Raw genomic sequence first — 15,334 nt, forward strand, 5'->3', positions numbered from 1 at the left:
TGGAATGAACAGAGCGAGTGACAGAATAATAAAACGCCCTGCAAGGCAGGGCGAGTGAGGCGGCCCAGTTGACTGAGCAACTATAGTTAGTACCAGTCGTCTTCCGGATAGAGCTTCCCTTCGGGTGCATAAGGGGAGTCATCACGGGTGTGAGATGACCGGTTTCTCAAGCTGTCGAGTTGGTGCTCTAACATCTGTACGGTGTCGTAATCACCTTCGGAGCACGCGACATAGATTTGTTGCTCCAATGCTCGGATATTGTCTTGAAGTCCCATAACTACCTCCGATAACACGTTAAACCCAATTAAAACGTTTATCTGTTTTCAAAACGATTATAGTCCAGCAATCCAAATTCGATCGGTTGATCCGCTTTATACCACTCGTGCACGCGGTCACTGAACGGCCAGAATTCATCAGAACTGCGGCGAATCGCGAATTGATCCAGTATCTTAATGTAATCGTCTTCGGTTCGCAGCGCTTCTAATGATTCGACCAACTGATCGACCTCAGATTCCTCCAACGATAGGTACGCAGCCGGATAGCTACCGATCACTCCGCGCACTAAGGTTAAATCATCATTGGCGAAATCACGGTTACTCTCTTCATTAAACAAGCTAGAAATATTGGTGTGAGCGTTATTGTGTAGCAGAGTAAACAACTGCTCTTGTCCGCTTGGCGCGCGCACCATGATCATCAGGCTTTGTGGCAAATGGACCAGACCTTCACCTTGTATTGCATCGATACGTCTCAGGGTTGCTTCACTGCGCTCGCTTAGACCCGTTTGCTCAATCTTGAAACGGTTGGACAGTACGGGGGCGAGTTGGGTTTGGAGAATGTCATACAGCTCCGCTTTCGGATCATCGCTGGCATAGCGCACTTGCGTTGGTTGGTTGAAGGGTTCGACGTTGCGCTGTAAGAAATCACTCAACTGAGCGCTCTGATCTTGATACCAGCTCGAATGCTCTTGATGACGAACCTCTTGAGGAAGTAAGGCGACAAAATTACTTTCTCCCTCTAGGCGCAGGAAGTCCATAAACATGCGCGTCATCAATTGGTGGCCAAAGTTGCCATAGACATCAAAGCCTGCCACAAGGAGGTAATGAATGCGCTCTAACAAGGCATAATCAAGCACCCAGGCGGTTTTTGGTGGCGTGCCGACTAACCCTTGGACCACCGACGCACTATCAAAATGGCGAAATACCGTGAGAGCGGCATTGGGGTTCGTGCCACCGCCTGTCCAGATGATATCGGTGGTCAGGTGTTTGCCGTCTTTAAACCACTGATTGGTGAACTCAGATTTCGCTTTCAAATAGCGCGCTTGCTGCTTGGAATAACTGACCCAATTGGCAATCGGCAGCGTATTGCTTTCCAGCTCAGCAGGCAGTTTTAGGTTGTCGGCTTGCGAGCGATAAAACTCATTCACTTGCGGAATATCCGATTTATCGGGATCTAAAAAAAAGACCCAAAATCGGTCATTGATGACATTGAGCGCCAATTGTCCTCGGCATACCGGCCCTTTGATGAAGGCGTTGATGGTATTTTGTGCGTTGTCGAGCAAGTAGTTGAAGCGCGCTTTGACGGGTAGATCGATAAAGGCCGTCATGGGATTCGCCGCGACATCAGGCTCATAACTGGGTAAGGTCGCGACGTCATACTCAGCATCAATAAACCAGCTTTTCCAGTTGTGGTAGCGCTGCTGATTAAGCGCATAGGGCATGTGCGTCTTATCGACAATAGTGCCTTGCTCAGGGATCAAGCGGTAGTATACGCGCGCCACGCCCGGATCATCGTACGGCCTGCGAGTGGCAATGCGCTGAACCGGCTCGCCCGGTGGGGTTGCTGAGCGTACGATAGTGAAAAATCTCGGCTGCGCATCGTCTATCTCAGAGAAATAAAGATGGAAGAGAAACAGGTGCTCATAGAGATAGCGCGCAGTCAACTGACCTTTACGAGAAGGCAGATTAAGCAGTGCTTCATACTGATCAACATGTTGCTGCTGCTCTTGGCTAAGCGGCAGCGGTGCGCTCATCGTTGCGCCGCCTTGCAGCCAGGCCATGAGAGTCGCGTATTCCTGTTGGGGTAAATTCGGCATGCCGTAGGGCATTCCCCAAGTTGGGTGATCCGCTTGGTATTGCTCAAACTCGTCCATGGTTGGGCACACTTGGCTTCGGTCAATAGCAAAATCAAAACCTTCAAGTTGAACTTGTTTGGGTAGTGGGTGCGCCTCTTTTTGCATCAACATTTTCGCCATCAAGCCCGCCTCTAGGTTGGCGGTTGGCGTTTGATTGCGCTCGTTTAAAATCGGGTGAAAGCCGAGCTCGCGCCACTGTTGTGTGGTTTGCGCGTCTTCAAACAGACGCGTCGGGCTTGCGGCAGTCAGTCGCGTACCTTGATAGACCAGTTCCTTGCTGCCACCTCGTTCTATTCCTTCAACTGATGACATCTTGAGCTGGCAAGGGGCGTCGTAACAGGCGTGGCAAACCACACAGCGTTTATCAAGAATAGGTTTGACTTGAGCATGAAAGAAATCGTGTCGTGTATCGCTCGCGTCGACTCGGCGCTCGCGCACTTGCTCTATGCCAAACAGCTGATCGTAATTCAGGCCAGCATAGGTGGCACAGCCGGCAAAAAAGAGTACGGTAAGTAGGCTCAAGATCTTTTTTGGATTCATGATTTGGATGATTCCGCTGGTCAGTGATAGATGAATTGCAGCAAAAACTGAGCGATAGTGCAAATTAATGCGCATTTTCGCTCGAATAAGGTTCCGCCTGGTGCGTGACATAACAGACCGAAAAAGGTACTTCAAGCCGTGTGAAGTATTCAATCCAGCGCCATTGGTTATCTTGCAGTTTGTCACCGGGTCCTTTGACTTCTATCCATTGATATTGACCCTCTTTAAAGGCGATCAGATCCGGCTGGCCATTGCGATACAGCTTAAGATCGCTCAATAAAATGCGAAACAAAGCGATCAGTGTGGGTGTTGGAATGGTGTTTAACGCTAGGCTAAGCAGTTCTTCGTCCAATAGCGACCACTGTACAAACGCATTGTTGGTGGCGTATTTGTCCCGATAGGTCGTGAGCAGTGCTGACCAGTCGCGCCCTTGTAGAGTTTGCATCACATGCTCAATCTCTTCGCGGCGTTTGCTTGCGAAATCTGAATGGTAGAGATCAAGCGGGCGATATTGGTAAGCATTGATGAATGCCCCTTCGACGGGCGCAAAGATGACAGGCCAAAATGCCAAACCAAATAAGCCATTGAGGAGCGCATTTTCACAAAAATAGACCTGCCAACCTTGCGCTTCTAAGTGAGCTTTCACCGCCAACTCAACCCGTTCTCGAGAGAGGTCAAGCGCAAGGTGCATCGCATCGTGCGCAGGCTTTTGCGCCCTGGGTACGCGCTCTCCCTGCTTGCGCTTTAATCGTTGTTGCAACTTGAGCGCGACTTCGTACTCAGCTTGGTCTCTTGGTGTATGTAACATCTTAGTGACAACGTCACTAAAATCTCTATTCAACTTATCTAGAATGCGCGCTTGTCGCTCACGGGTGGGAGGAAGATCTGTTTGCTGATACAGCGTCAGCGCCTCGTCAAGACGCTGGACGCGCTCAAGATCGCGCGCGATATCGTTGATGAGGTGCTGACGTTTGCGCTCCACGTAAGGGTGAGTATGCGAAGTGGGGATCTGATCGGCTAGCGTGACCAGTGTGTCGGCGCATTTTCTGTCGCCTTGTTGGTATTGCTCACTCAACTGACTGAGTTGCAGCAGACTATCGACATCGTCTCTGATTGGAAAAAAGCGCCGCTCGCGGCTCAGAGGATAGGGTTCGTAACGATGAAGGCCCAAGTCATCAAGGACAAATTGACTTAAATCTTGGTGGGTATTGGCGAAAAACAGCGTGAGAAGCAGATCGAGCATGCTGCCATGCTCAAGCTTGATCCAGTCAAAATCTAACGCGGAAGCGGTGAGAAAAGGCTCGCGGGGCAGCTCAGCCACCAAGGCTTCTTTCTTTCGCTGCTTATTGAGCGGTGAAAACAGAGCGACGATTTCGGGTTTGGTCAATAATGACGCGGCTAAGGTTTTCTTATCAATCGGACCATTAATAAGGATAAAACCGTGTTGCTCGAGTGTGCTTAACGCCTCGGTGATACTGCTGATTTCTGGATAGTGTAACTTATCACTGCGAAACCATTCACCTTTACGGCTCAGTAATCGAACAAGCAAGCACTGAGCATCGCGGCTCTGCATATTAAAGCGAGCCAACCACGCTTGCTCGTCCTCATGCAGCAGGTCGCTGTACCACTGCTGAGCATGCGAAGTGAGCTTGATAAAATTGTCGAGGTAATAATGGGGCGCGAGCGTGGGTTGAGCGTCCATAACAATCTGTCTCGTCCTACATTACTTTGAAATACAAAAAAGGCTTACCGATCAGGGTAAGCCTTTTGCAAAACAAATCAATGTTTAGGCATTTTTCAACTCAGCAACTTTCGCTTCAGATAGCGGTTTGGTCACTAGCGCTAGCACGATACAAACCCCCATCATGACTGCTGAGATGGTGTAAGCAAGGCCGTATGCTTCGCCGTGCTTCATCGAGAAACCAACGACTGCCGCACCAATTGCACCGCCGATACCCCATGCAGTGTAGAGTACGCCGTAGTTCGTACCGTAATTTTTCAGGCCGTAGAATTCCGCTGTCAAGGTTGGGAATACCGCTAGCAGGGTACCGTAACCCACCGCTGCGATCGCCGTACCGATGATCAGTGTGAACTCTGATTTGAAGGTGGCGAAAAGCACCATGTTGATGCCTTGCAACACGAATGCGAGAAGCAGAGTGCGCACACCACCAATTTTGTCAGCCAAGATACCCGCAGCAACACGACCGCCAGAGTTAAAGACCGCAAGGATAGACGCTAGGTAAACCGCATTTGGCAGGTTTGCTTGAACACTTGCGATGGTGGTGATGTTACCAATGATCATCAAACCTACAGATGCGGCAAACGCGTACATAACCCAAAGCGAGTAGAACTGAGGCGTTTTCAGCATTGCTTTCCAAGACAAGTTCTCAGAAGTTTTTACTGCTTTTGGCGCCGCGCCCGCTTTTACTTTTGGTTCTGCTGGCGTGTAGCCTGCTGGTGGGTTGTTGATGGTGGCTGCAAGAGGAACCGCAATCGCGAGTACACCGGCACCAAGCACCATAAAGCTGCTCTGAATGCCCATGCTGTCAATCAGCGCAGACGTCACAGGAGCAAGATAAATTGCCGCCAAGCCAAAGCCTGCTGCGATCAAACCATTAACCATACCTTTCTTCGACGAGTGGAACCACTTCATCGCCGATGGAGACAAACATGCATAACCAAAACCGATACCGGCACCGGTAATGACACCAAAGGTGATGTTAAGCATCAGCGGGGTGGTCGCAAAACCAGAGGCAATCATACCTAGACCAGTCAGTACTGTACCTAGAATTAGGATCAGACGTGGACCCATGCGATCTTGAAGAATGCCCGCAACTAAAAGACAGATAGAGAAAGTGATGGTTGCAGTGGCATAAGGGGCAGAAGCTTCAGCGGCGCTCCAGCCTGCTTCTGTGACGAGTGCCTTGTTAAATACGCTCCAAGCATACAAGATGCCAAGGCAGAGGTTGATACAGAAACCTGCTAGCAGGATGCGTGATGCTTTATCAATCTTGCTCATTATTCTTCTCTGTGAGTCTCTTCGGGGGAAGAGGCGGGTTAATGGCGGAATACTCAAATTTTGTTTGCGTTTATCAACATAAGACGCAACGGGCGCGAATTATAACCAATCTATATGTGATTGGAATCTCTTTTTGGGACAAAATAGAAAATAAATACTGAGATGTTAAGCGTTTGTTTTGTTGTTAAAAATGGCGCAACAATTGATGACTGTTCTGGTTACAATTTGCGCGGTTTATGACCTAAGTTGTCAGTGGGCTATTGGTTTGGCATGTAGGATAGGGACGAATCATCTTGTCGGAATGATAGAAGTGCTGAGTAATTAGACACTTAACGTGTCAGTATTCGGTAAAAAATAGAGGCGATCTCTTTCAAACCGATGACTCTGTCGTTAGCATGCGCGCCATCATCAACAATGGAACGACAATAATGAAATCAAGCAAAGTAAAAGTCGCGGTGATTGCCGCGCTAGGCGTTAGCACACTGACGGGTTGTATGGGACAAATGGCGACAACTGGGCTTGTCACTAAATTCAACCTAGAAGCGGTAGATAACCGCTACGGCCGTGAAGGTTTGTTTGTTTTGCTGTCACCGGTTTACGGTATTGCCAGTGTCGCTGACCTGTTTATCGTCAACGCGGTGGAGTTTTGGACGGGCACTAACCCAATCACTGGGAAGTCTCCTGCGGTAGTGGATACGCCAACCGACAACTACATCAAGGTAAACGATAAGTTGGACAAGTCTCTAACGGATGTCCCGCTTTCCAGTGCGAACGAGATTGAAAACACAACGATTCAATCCATTGACGCCAATACCGTACAAATGGACATCGCTTACCTAGATGGAACAAGCAAAACGCTTACCGGCGTCAAAGGTGATGAGAGTGTAGCGTTTTACTTGAATGATGAGTTGATCACAACTGTATCAAACCAAGAATTAGAACAGTACGTGGTGAGCTCGCACATCTAATCGAGTCTCGCCCTGGAGCCTTCTGGGGCGATTTTTGGGTTCTATCACATCTATAAGTCTATTATCCGAGTCAACGCCTGCCACACTGGTCCTCAGATTTAACGCCCTTTTCGATCGCGCATCACTAATCCCAGCTAAACGAAAGTAGTAAGTTTTTGTTCACTATTGTTTAACAATCCGGTTGAACAGGATATAGTTGCAGCGAAACTAACTTTAGGAGTTTAAGGATGAAACTCACGATATCAGGGAAGTTACGTCTTAGTTTTGTGTCACTTGCAGTACTTTTTATCGTATCCGCTTTGTTTATTTTTCGCAGTGTTAACACTGTAGAGCAGCATACCGATTCGCTGCTATCGACCGATCTTCCGACGGTCGATGCTGCGCGTTCTATTCAGCAATCACTTCAAGCCACCGTATCGACGTTACGTGCCTATATGCTATTGGGCGGCGACGAACGTGTCGGAGAGCAACAGTTCCAGCAGTTACAGCAAGCGATGGAGGGCCTGAATAACGCCTTGCCTGCACTTGAGCCGTTAGTGAGTGAGGCGCAATACCAGCAGATCAATGCGGCTTGGCAGAACACCAGCGCACTGTTTTCACGTATCGCCCAACTCAGTCACAGTGACGAAAATTTACCGGCTCACTCATTGTTTATCTATGAAGCGGCGCCGATTGCCGAAGTGGCGTTAGATCAGTTGCAGGGCCTGATTAACGATGAAGCGGGCAATAAAGAGGGTGGAGAGCGCAAGCGCTTGTTCCGCTTGTACGCAGACAGTTATACCTCATTTGCAAATGCGCTGTCGGCGATGCGAGATTTTCTCCAATACGGCAAACAAGAGCACTTAGACAAGTACCATGAGTGGCTTGACCTGCATGCCAAACCAGTCAATGAAATTGAATCTAAATTAACCTTACTGTCGAGCAGTGATCAAGGTTTGTGGGAGCTGTTTAAAGAGATGCAGCAGCTATACTATCCATTAGCGGATCAAGTGGTTGCACTGCGACTCTCCACCGATTGGAATCAGGCAAACCAAGTGATGGCCAACGAGCTGATTCCCGCGGTGGATGATCTAGACCGTCAGCTTGAAGCCTTGATCGAGATACAACAGCAAAAAGCGGACATAAGCGGTGAGGGGATATTTACCTCCGTGACGACAGTCATCAGTGTTTTGGTTGGTTCAATCATTGCTGTGGTGATTGTGGCGGTGAGCTTGTCACAAGCGATGGGTAATAACATCGGCCGCCGTTTAAAAATTGTTTCCAAGCGCGCGCAGGCCATTGCTTCAGGGGATGTCTCTCAATCCCCATTGCGCATCGAAGGGAGCGATGAACTCGCGAGCTTGATGCTGTCAATCAATACCATGAACACGGCGCTGAATGAGATTGTTCATGGTGTATCGAGCAAGGCTCAGTCGGTCAACGACAGTATGAATGACCTACTCAAAGCCAACCAAAAGACCGCGTCTCAAGTGGCGCTACAAAAAGAGAAAATGAGCGATGTTGGCAATCAACTTGCCGATGTCAGTGAAAGTGCCCAAACCACTTCAGTTCAAGTGCAGCAATCGGCTGAGAGTTTGGCGCAATCACGCCAGCAGATTCGACTCGGTGGTGAGGCACTCGAACACAATCGCACCACAGTCGATGAGCTGCACAGTCGTATTGAAGCGGCCAATCAGCGAGTTGCTGAGTTGAGTAAAGAGAGTGAGGCGATTGGCCGCGTAACAGAGGTGATTGAGGGACTTGCGGAACAAACCAATCTACTGGCGTTGAATGCTGCGATAGAAGCGGCGCGAGCCGGTGAGTACGGGCGCGGTTTTGCTGTGGTGGCTGATGAGGTGCGTTTGCTTGCCTCACGTACCACGGAATCGACTTCTGAAATCAACGCTATCGTCAATGCGATTCAGACGTCGACCTCTCAAGTGGTCAGTGAGATAGAACAAAGCCGCCATCTAGCGCAGCAAGGCGCAGCGCAAACCCAACAAGCCTATGGGACGCTGAGCCAGACTACCGACCAAATCGAACAGGTGAGCCAACAAATGAATGCCTTGTTGGATGCCGCGCAAAGACAATCTTCAGCAACGCAAGAGATACAGTCGATCATGGCGCAGGTGATCGCATCCGCAGAAGACGTGGCGACGATTTCTGTGTCGTCCTCACAGGTCACGGATACCGTCAAGCAAGGCATTTCTGATCTTAATGGCGAGATGCAGCGTTTTAAAACTGAGTAATAGACGCGTAGCGCAAACGTGATGGGGTAATGCCCCCACCTGTTTAGTGAGATCCAATTCTCAATTATGTGTATTGTTGCACTAAGTTTGTGGGTAAATCACGATGGGCGCAGGAAAAGCGTGCTGACGTCGTCTATACATTAACCGTTGAGTGAAGTATTGAAGCTCAAGCAATGCATGCTTGAGCTTTTTCGTTTAGGGGATGATGTGCGTCAGTTATTTGTACTGCTTCTGGTGTTGGTGGCTAACTCGGTGTATGCCGACCACGCGGAAACGATAGTCGTGACCAATTCCAAAGCCTGGAAGCCTTTTTCCTTTCTCAATCAGAAAGGGGAACCGGATGGGATCTTGGTTGATTACTGGCGCAAATATGGTGAGCTGAATAAGGTCAACGTCGAATTTTTACTCGTGGACTGGCAAGCCTCTTTGGATGCGATGAAAAGCGGTGACGCCGATATCCATGCCGGTTTGCTCTGGTCAGAAAGTCGAGAGCAGTATCTTGAGTATGGCCCGAGTATTATGAAGATCGATACTCAGCTCTATGTCCATCAATCGCTCATCACTCAAGACATTGATGAGTTTATGCGTGGTGACCACAATTATCGCGTGGGTGTGGTTGCCGGTGGTTACGAAGAGTCTTTTACCCGACGTGAATTCCCTGGCTTAGATGTCGTCAGTTTTGCCAACAACCAACTGATGATTGATGCCGCGTTTAATGGAAAAATTTCCGCCTTTGTTTCTGATCTTCAGGTCGCGAATTTTTATCTCTATAGCAGCGATGAACCTCACCGCTTTATTGGTGTTCGTCATCTTTACTCCGGCGACTTACGCCCTGCCGTGGCGGAAGGGGAGCGTGACCTCTATAACACCATCATCAGCAACCTCAAGCGTTTTAGTGAGGACGACAAAAACCAAATATTACAGCGCTGGATGTACGTCAGTACCGTCTACCCTAAATATTTGGTGCCGCTGATTGTTTTTGTCTGTACGTTGACGGCGCTTGGCTACATTGTGCTACTTAAAGTGACGGTGAAGCGGAAAACGGTGCAGCTGGAAGCAGCCAATCGTCGGTTGAAAAAGTTGAGTGAACAAGATGAGTTGACTGGAGTCAGCAACCGCCGTCATTTTATCCGTGAGTTCAACCGTGCCATCAGTCGAGGCCGGCCACTGGCGGTCATCATTTTTGATATTGATGACTTTAAACAGGTCAACGACACCTTTGGTCATCAAATAGGGGACTGCGTAATCCAAAATGTGGCGTGGGCAGCGCGGGACGCAATCACGAAACATTGCTTGCTGGGCAGAATCGGCGGAGAAGAGTTTGCTGTGTTGGTGTTTGGTGAAACGTCGAATACAGCTCGGTTAATTGCCCATCAGATTTGTGACAATGTCCGCCTTGTTGACTGCTGTATCGAAGGCACACGTCACGTGACTGTGAGCGTGGGCTGCGCAATGTACCCGAAGACCCACAAGGGCATTACGTTATCCGATGCGGACCACTTAATGTATGAGGCAAAAGCCAAGGGTAAGGACTGTGTCGTCAGTCGAACGATAGAGGCGTCGACCACTGAGCAAGAGTAGCGAACTCACGATGGGCAAGTTCGCTGTTTAGGTGGGCGTTAATTACCACATTAAATCATCAGGGACGACAAATTCTGCATATGGGTCGTCCTCTGCGATGGTCTCTTCATCCGCTTCTTTTTGATCGACGATGACACTCTCATCACGCTGAGCAATTTTATTCGCGACGCTACTTGGAATCACAACGTAAGACTCATCTTCGCGTACAATTGCAAGAATGCCTTTACTAAGCTGGGTTCGCACCAGTTCCGTCACATAGAGAGATTTGACCAATGTGCCATCGGTAAAGTTGTACTTGATCTCTCCATCGCCCAAGTCTAGCTTGTTCATCTGGATCAGTTGTTTCACTTGGGCGCGAATCTCTTTGCTTAAGCGCTGTTCGTTTTGTTCTTTGCTGAGTGCTTTATCACGTTCAACTTGCGCTTTTTTTTGCTCTTCGACGGCGGCTTTCACTTCACGCGCTTGAACACGCGATTTTTTTGAGCCTTTCTTGGCTTTCTTGAGTTTCTTCTCATTGACTAAGCCAGCTTTGAGCATTTGCTCTTGAAGGGTGAGTTTTGCCATGGCAATCAGTTCTCGGATAGCTATCTAAAATTGGCTTTATTCTAGCGAGCAAAACACGACAAATAAAGGATACCGACCGAATTGGGTGAGCCGCCCAGCCCAGAAAAAGGGTAAAGAGACGATGCGTCGATGAAAGTTTGCCCGTTACGTACAAAAAGCGTCCGAACGAGCTAAATAACTGGAAATTAGGCTTTTCTTTTTCATCGGATATGGCATAGTAAACACGCTTTCCGAAGATGCGTACTTCGTATAATGGCTATTACCTCAGCCTTCCAAGCTGATGATGCGGGTTCGATTCCCGCAGTACGCTCCAATCATTCCCAACTAATATTTTTGTCCCAATCTATTGAATATTAAGCGCTTTATTGCGTGTTTTTTCATGTCTGAAATTCAAGCTCGGGACGTTGCCTATTATGCCGGTGGCCAAATGGTGGCCAATTTGGTGTCCCCTATCGCGAAGAGGTCTTAGGTGTCGTTTAGGTACTATAACCTCATATTCTTCAGCCCATCATTACTTAAATTTATCGATAGCGTGGAAATTATCCCCTCTGCGTAAATTGAAAGCGTCGGGAAACATGTTGGCGATCGGCAAGCTACTATTCATACTGGACCAAGTTGAGTGGTAAGGACGTACGGCTAGAGTGTTACGATCGCGCGCCTCACACTTTTGTTGGATATTATTAGCTAAAGAGAAATTATGACCAAGATCTATTTCGTATGCGGTTTTATCGGCTCAGGTAAAACGACTTACTCCAAGGAACTAGCAAAAAAGTATGGGGCTTTTCGTTTCTCCATAGATGAATGGATGATTCCTTTATATGGTGAGCATATGGAGCGTGAACTCTTCGACAGTCGTTTAGCTGCGCTTCAAGACTTGTTTAAAGATTCTGCTCTTCAGCTTTTTACTCTCGGTGTACCAGTTATTTTCGATTTTGGTTTCTGGCGCAAATTTGACCGGGATACTTTTATTCGCTGGGCATCAGAAAAGGGGGTTGAGAGTGAAGTGCATTACCTTGACGTACCTTTTGAAACATGTCGGCAAAGGGCGCTTTTGCGCAATTCAAATTTGGATGCCAAGTCGTATGAAATGACACCTGAAATGTTGGAGTTGTTCTGGTCTTGGTTTGAAATACCACTATCGGATGAAAATGTTGTTTGGGTTTATCGGGATACTCAATCATGCATGGAATAAGTCGTTAAACAGTGACCGGATTTTCAATGCACCCATGTAGGGCTTATGCACCAATATGATCTCATTTAGAGAGGTTGAGTGAAGTTAATCGATTTTAAGTTGTTGATTTTATGTGTCTTAATGGTTGGCATGAGTTTTGTAATACTCGATATCAGTTCACAAGAGCGCATAGTTAGCGGTTAATGTTGTCTGGCTAACATACAATTTGGAAAATAGACATCTAGGGTTCCGGCTGTTGAAACAGTGTCTGGGTCAAGAGTTGTCAACCTCGTAAGAGGTCACACGGAGGGATAGAAGCCCGGGAGATTGAACCAAACTTATTGGTTGCGTCTCTTGTGTTGATATTCAGTGACCTCATGGAGGAGATTCAAATGAAAGCTCAAATCAAAAAAAGCCTACTCGCATCGGTTGTCGGCACTTCGCTACTGGCATCCGCTTTTTCACCTATCGCAGTCGCTCAAGAGAAAGAGAAATTTACGCTGGCTTGGTCCATCTACGTTGGTTGGATGCCTTGGGATTATGCCGATCATGCTGGGATCATAGACAAATGGGCAGACAAATATGGCATTGACATCGATGTCGTGCAGGTGAACGACTATATAGAGTCGATCAACCAGTTCACGACAGGTCAGTTCGATGCCACTGTGATGACCAATATGGATGCATTAACGATTCCCGCTGCAAGTGGTGTGGACTCTACTGCTCTTGTGGTCGGTGATTTTTCCAATGGGAATGACGGTATTGTCCTTAAAGGGGACAAGCAACTTGAAGACCTAAAAGGCAAATCGATCAATCTTGTCGAGTTGAGTGTGTCTCACTACTTGATGGCCCGTGCATTAGAAAGTGTCGGCTTGAGTGAGCGTGATGTGAAAGTGGTGAACACCTCTGACGCTGATCTTGTTGCTGCGTTTAGCACAAGTGAAGTGACATCGGTTGTGACTTGGAACCCCCTTCTTAGCGAAATTACTTCTCAGCCAGACACCTCTTTTGTTTTCGACTCATCTGATATTCCTGGCGAAATCATTGATCTACTCGTCGTCAATACAGAGACGCTACAAAGTAACCCCGCACTAGGTAAAGCATTAACGGGCGCATGGTATGAGATCATGTCAATCATGCAATCACCTGAACAGGGCGATGAAGCCAAATCATATATGGCGCAAGCGTCAGGGACAGATCTTGATGGCTACAAGTCTCAACTCCAAGCGACCAACATGTTCTACTCAGCAGATGAGGCGGTCAGCTTTACGCAAAGCCCTAAACTGGCAGAAACGATGCAAAAAGTCAGTGAGTTTTCGTTTGAACATGGATTACTTGGCGAAGGTGCACCTGATGCGGGCTTCATTGGTGTAGAAACACCAACGGGTGTGTTCGGTGACCCTAGCAACGTCAAGCTCCGATTTACTTCTGAATACATGCAGATGGCAGCGGACAACACGCTGTAACCTCACCATTCGGTCGTTGTAATTGGAGTCATTATGACCAAAGTAATTAACCGTCACCCGTCTAAACTTGGGCGGGTTTTGCTCGGCGTGATGCCTTTTCTTATCCTGCTTGCCGTCTATGTGACGGCATCGGATGCGAGATTGGCGGCGAACTCCGCAGACAAATTGCTGCCAGCCTTCAGCAGTTTTGCTGATGCCATTGATAGAATGGCCTTTACCCCAAGTCGAAGAACGGGCGAATACCTAATGTGGACGGACACCTTTGCAAGCCTAGCACGGCTGGGCTGGGGGATTGGTCTCAGTGCTCTACTTGGTCTGTCATTGGGCATTGCGACCGGGATCGTTCCTTTAATGCGCGCGTCGCTATCACCGGTGATCACGGCCGTATCACTGATACCACCTATGGCGATTTTACCGATTTTGTTCATTTCATTCGGAGTGGGTGAATTGTCCAAGGTCGTGCTGATTGTCATCGGTGTGTGTCCAATCATCATTAGGGATATTCAACTTCGAGTGCAAAGCTTGCCGGATGAACAGCTCATAAAGGCTCAGACTTTAGGTGCGAACAGTTGGCAAATAATCGTGCGAGTGATCCTTCCGCAAATTATGCCCAAACTGATTGAAGCGGTTCGCCTAACCTTGGGTAGCGCATGGCTGTTTCTGATTGCTGCAGAAGCGATAGTCGCTACCGAAGGTTTGGGCTATCGTATCTTCTTAGTACGCCGTTATCTATCGATGGATGTGATTCTGCCGTATGTGTTGTGGATTACTCTCTTAGCTTACAGCATGGACTGGTTGCTGCGTCTAGCATCAAAAAAGCTCAGCCCTTGGTATCACCAGTCACAAGGAGAGAGCCATGGTTAACTCCACTACGAACAAAGAAAACACCCCTCCGATCATTCAAGTTAAACAGGTCTGGAAAGAGTATGGCGACAACATTGTTTTAGAGCGTCTAAACCTTACCGTTCATGAAGGGGATTTTGTCAGTATTGTAGGCGCCTCTGGGTGCGGTAAAACCACATTCCTCAATATGTTGCTCGGTACCGAAACACCCTCAAGAGGACAATTACTATTGGATGGCGAACCTTTGACTCAAGAACCTGGAGTCGAACGAGGCATCGTTTTTCAAAAGTACTCTGTATTCCCACACTTAACAGCACTTGAGAATGTCATGCTCGGTTATGAGTTTGAGTCGAATAGTCTTTCTAGCCGCACGCTGGGACGACTGTTTGGCTCGAAGAAGCAGCAGGCCAAAGAGCAGGCATTAAAGATGCTCGAGCAGGTTGGCCTTGTAGCGGCTCAAGATAAATACCCGCATGAGCTATCGGGTGGTATGAGGCAGCGACTCTCCATCGCTCAGGCGCTGATAAAAAGACCAAGAATTTTGTTGTTGGATGAACCGTTTGGCGCGCTGGATCCGGGGATTCGAAAAGATATGCATGTGTTAGTGAAGTCGCTGTGGAAAGAGCAAAATTTAACGGTGTTCATGATCACGCACGACCTGAGTGAAGGCTTCCATCTGGGCAACCGTTTATGGGTGTTTGATCATACTCGTCATGATGAGCAAGCGCCGGAGCGTTTTGGCGCTCAGGTGACATTTGATATCTCAACCGAGCAGTTGGACAACACGCCGCCAGACCAACTTTTTTCCAAAATTGCATAAGGA

At 48.2% G+C, this 15,334-nt stretch carries 12 protein-coding genes, 1 tRNA gene and 1 riboswitch; of the genes, 8 read left to right on the top strand and 5 right to left on the bottom strand.

Annotated features, from left to right (window positions below; genetic code table 11):
- Positions 1–86: 86 nt before the first annotated feature.
- From AC6R1O_RS11435 to AC6R1O_RS11450, 4 genes are all read right to left on the bottom strand, one after another.
- Positions 87–275: a hypothetical protein gene (locus AC6R1O_RS11435; RefSeq protein ID WP_487903389.1), complete on the bottom strand. Its 189-nt coding sequence runs from the start codon at positions 273–275 to the stop codon at positions 87–89.
- A gap of 38 nt (positions 276–313) precedes the next feature.
- On the bottom strand, positions 314–2,671 hold the full coding sequence (locus AC6R1O_RS11440) for a fatty acid cis/trans isomerase (protein WP_500657082.1): 2,358 nt from the start codon (positions 2,669–2,671) through the stop codon (positions 314–316).
- A 64-nt stretch (positions 2,672–2,735) separates the two neighbouring features.
- Positions 2,736–4,373: a VRR-NUC domain-containing protein gene (locus AC6R1O_RS11445; RefSeq protein WP_500657059.1), complete on the bottom strand. Its 1,638-nt coding sequence runs from the start codon at positions 4,371–4,373 to the stop codon at positions 2,736–2,738.
- A gap of 84 nt (positions 4,374–4,457) precedes the next feature.
- Entirely contained in the window at positions 4,458–5,690 is a 1,233-nt protein-coding gene (locus AC6R1O_RS11450; protein ID WP_500657060.1) for an L-lactate MFS transporter, read from the bottom strand.
- 428 nt (positions 5,691–6,118) lie between these two features.
- Here AC6R1O_RS11450 and AC6R1O_RS11455 point away from each other — a divergent pair, with 428 nt between their 5' ends.
- The 3 genes from AC6R1O_RS11455 (at position 6,119) to AC6R1O_RS11465 (ending at position 10,467) form a co-directional block, all read left to right on the top strand.
- The gene (locus tag AC6R1O_RS11455; protein ID WP_500633571.1) at positions 6,119–6,658 is read left to right on the top strand and encodes a DUF3332 domain-containing protein; all 540 of its coding nucleotides are present in this window, start codon (positions 6,119–6,121) and stop codon (positions 6,656–6,658) included.
- 227 nt (positions 6,659–6,885) lie between these two features.
- Positions 6,886–8,886 (top strand): methyl-accepting chemotaxis protein, encoded by a 2,001-nt coding sequence (locus tag AC6R1O_RS11460; protein WP_500631982.1) that lies wholly within the window; start codon positions 6,886–6,888, stop codon positions 8,884–8,886.
- Positions 8,887–9,093: 207 nt separating this feature from the next.
- The gene (locus AC6R1O_RS11465) at positions 9,094–10,467 is read left to right on the top strand and encodes a transporter substrate-binding domain-containing diguanylate cyclase (RefSeq protein ID WP_500637665.1); all 1,374 of its coding nucleotides are present in this window, start codon (positions 9,094–9,096) and stop codon (positions 10,465–10,467) included.
- Between the two features lie 42 nt (positions 10,468–10,509).
- On the opposite strand, the gene AC6R1O_RS11470 is transcribed toward AC6R1O_RS11465, so the two are convergent.
- Positions 10,510–11,031: a DUF2058 domain-containing protein gene (locus AC6R1O_RS11470; RefSeq protein WP_487903396.1), complete on the bottom strand. Its 522-nt coding sequence runs from the start codon at positions 11,029–11,031 to the stop codon at positions 10,510–10,512.
- A gap of 238 nt (positions 11,032–11,269) precedes the next feature.
- On the opposite strand from AC6R1O_RS11470, the gene AC6R1O_RS11475 reads away from it, so the two are divergent.
- The 5 genes from AC6R1O_RS11475 to AC6R1O_RS11495 all read left to right on the top strand — a co-directional run bounded on the left by AC6R1O_RS11475 (position 11,270) and on the right by AC6R1O_RS11495 (position 15,331).
- Positions 11,270–11,344 (top strand) — tRNA-Gly (locus AC6R1O_RS11475).
- Between the two features lie 384 nt (positions 11,345–11,728).
- Positions 11,729–12,223, top strand: a complete 495-nt coding sequence (locus AC6R1O_RS11480; protein ID WP_500657061.1) for a P-loop nucleotide/nucleoside kinase family protein — start codon at positions 11,729–11,731, stop codon at positions 12,221–12,223.
- Between the two features lie 209 nt (positions 12,224–12,432).
- Positions 12,433–12,530: riboswitch (guanidine-I (ykkC/yxkD leader) on the top strand.
- Between the two features lie 64 nt (positions 12,531–12,594).
- Positions 12,595–13,668, top strand: a complete 1,074-nt coding sequence (locus AC6R1O_RS11485; RefSeq protein ID WP_500657062.1) for a putative urea ABC transporter substrate-binding protein — start codon at positions 12,595–12,597, stop codon at positions 13,666–13,668.
- 33 nt (positions 13,669–13,701) lie between these two features.
- On the top strand, positions 13,702–14,532 hold the full coding sequence (locus AC6R1O_RS11490; RefSeq protein WP_500657063.1) for an ABC transporter permease: 831 nt from the start codon (positions 13,702–13,704) through the stop codon (positions 14,530–14,532).
- Positions 14,525–15,331, top strand: a complete 807-nt coding sequence (locus tag AC6R1O_RS11495) for an ABC transporter ATP-binding protein (RefSeq protein ID WP_500631977.1) — start codon at positions 14,525–14,527, stop codon at positions 15,329–15,331. Before AC6R1O_RS11490 ends, AC6R1O_RS11495 begins: the two co-directional genes overlap by 8 nt.
- The last annotated feature ends 3 nt before the right edge of the window (positions 15,332–15,334 follow it).

Source organism: Vibrio sp. R11-SG3-ISO3-SZ (genome assembly GCF_059834345.1).

What these genes read in the sequence shown, in the direction of transcription:
- AC6R1O_RS11485 (WP_500657062.1), top strand. Translation starts at nt 12,595, where the DNA reads ATGAAAGCTCAAATCAAAAAAAGCCTACTCGCATCGGTTGTCGGCACT.
- AC6R1O_RS11455 (WP_500633571.1), top strand. Translation starts at nt 6,119, where the DNA reads ATGAAATCAAGCAAAGTAAAAGTCGCGGTGATTGCCGCGCTAGGCGTT.
- AC6R1O_RS11435 (WP_487903389.1), bottom strand. Translation starts at nt 275, where the DNA reads ATGGGACTTCAAGACAATATCCGAGCATTGGAGCAACAAATCTATGTC.
- AC6R1O_RS11495 (WP_500631977.1), top strand. Translation starts at nt 14,525, where the DNA reads ATGGTTAACTCCACTACGAACAAAGAAAACACCCCTCCGATCATTCAA.
- AC6R1O_RS11470 (WP_487903396.1), bottom strand. Translation starts at nt 11,031, where the DNA reads ATGGCAAAACTCACCCTTCAAGAGCAAATGCTCAAAGCTGGCTTAGTC.
- AC6R1O_RS11450 (WP_500657060.1), bottom strand. Translation starts at nt 5,690, where the DNA reads ATGAGCAAGATTGATAAAGCATCACGCATCCTGCTAGCAGGTTTCTGT.
- AC6R1O_RS11460 (WP_500631982.1), top strand. Translation starts at nt 6,886, where the DNA reads ATGAAACTCACGATATCAGGGAAGTTACGTCTTAGTTTTGTGTCACTT.
- AC6R1O_RS11440 (WP_500657082.1), bottom strand. Translation starts at nt 2,671, where the DNA reads ATGAATCCAAAAAAGATCTTGAGCCTACTTACCGTACTCTTTTTTGCC.
- AC6R1O_RS11490 (WP_500657063.1), top strand. Translation starts at nt 13,702, where the DNA reads ATGACCAAAGTAATTAACCGTCACCCGTCTAAACTTGGGCGGGTTTTG.
- AC6R1O_RS11445 (WP_500657059.1), bottom strand. Translation starts at nt 4,373, where the DNA reads ATGGACGCTCAACCCACGCTCGCGCCCCATTATTACCTCGACAATTTT.
- AC6R1O_RS11480 (WP_500657061.1), top strand. Translation starts at nt 11,729, where the DNA reads ATGACCAAGATCTATTTCGTATGCGGTTTTATCGGCTCAGGTAAAACG.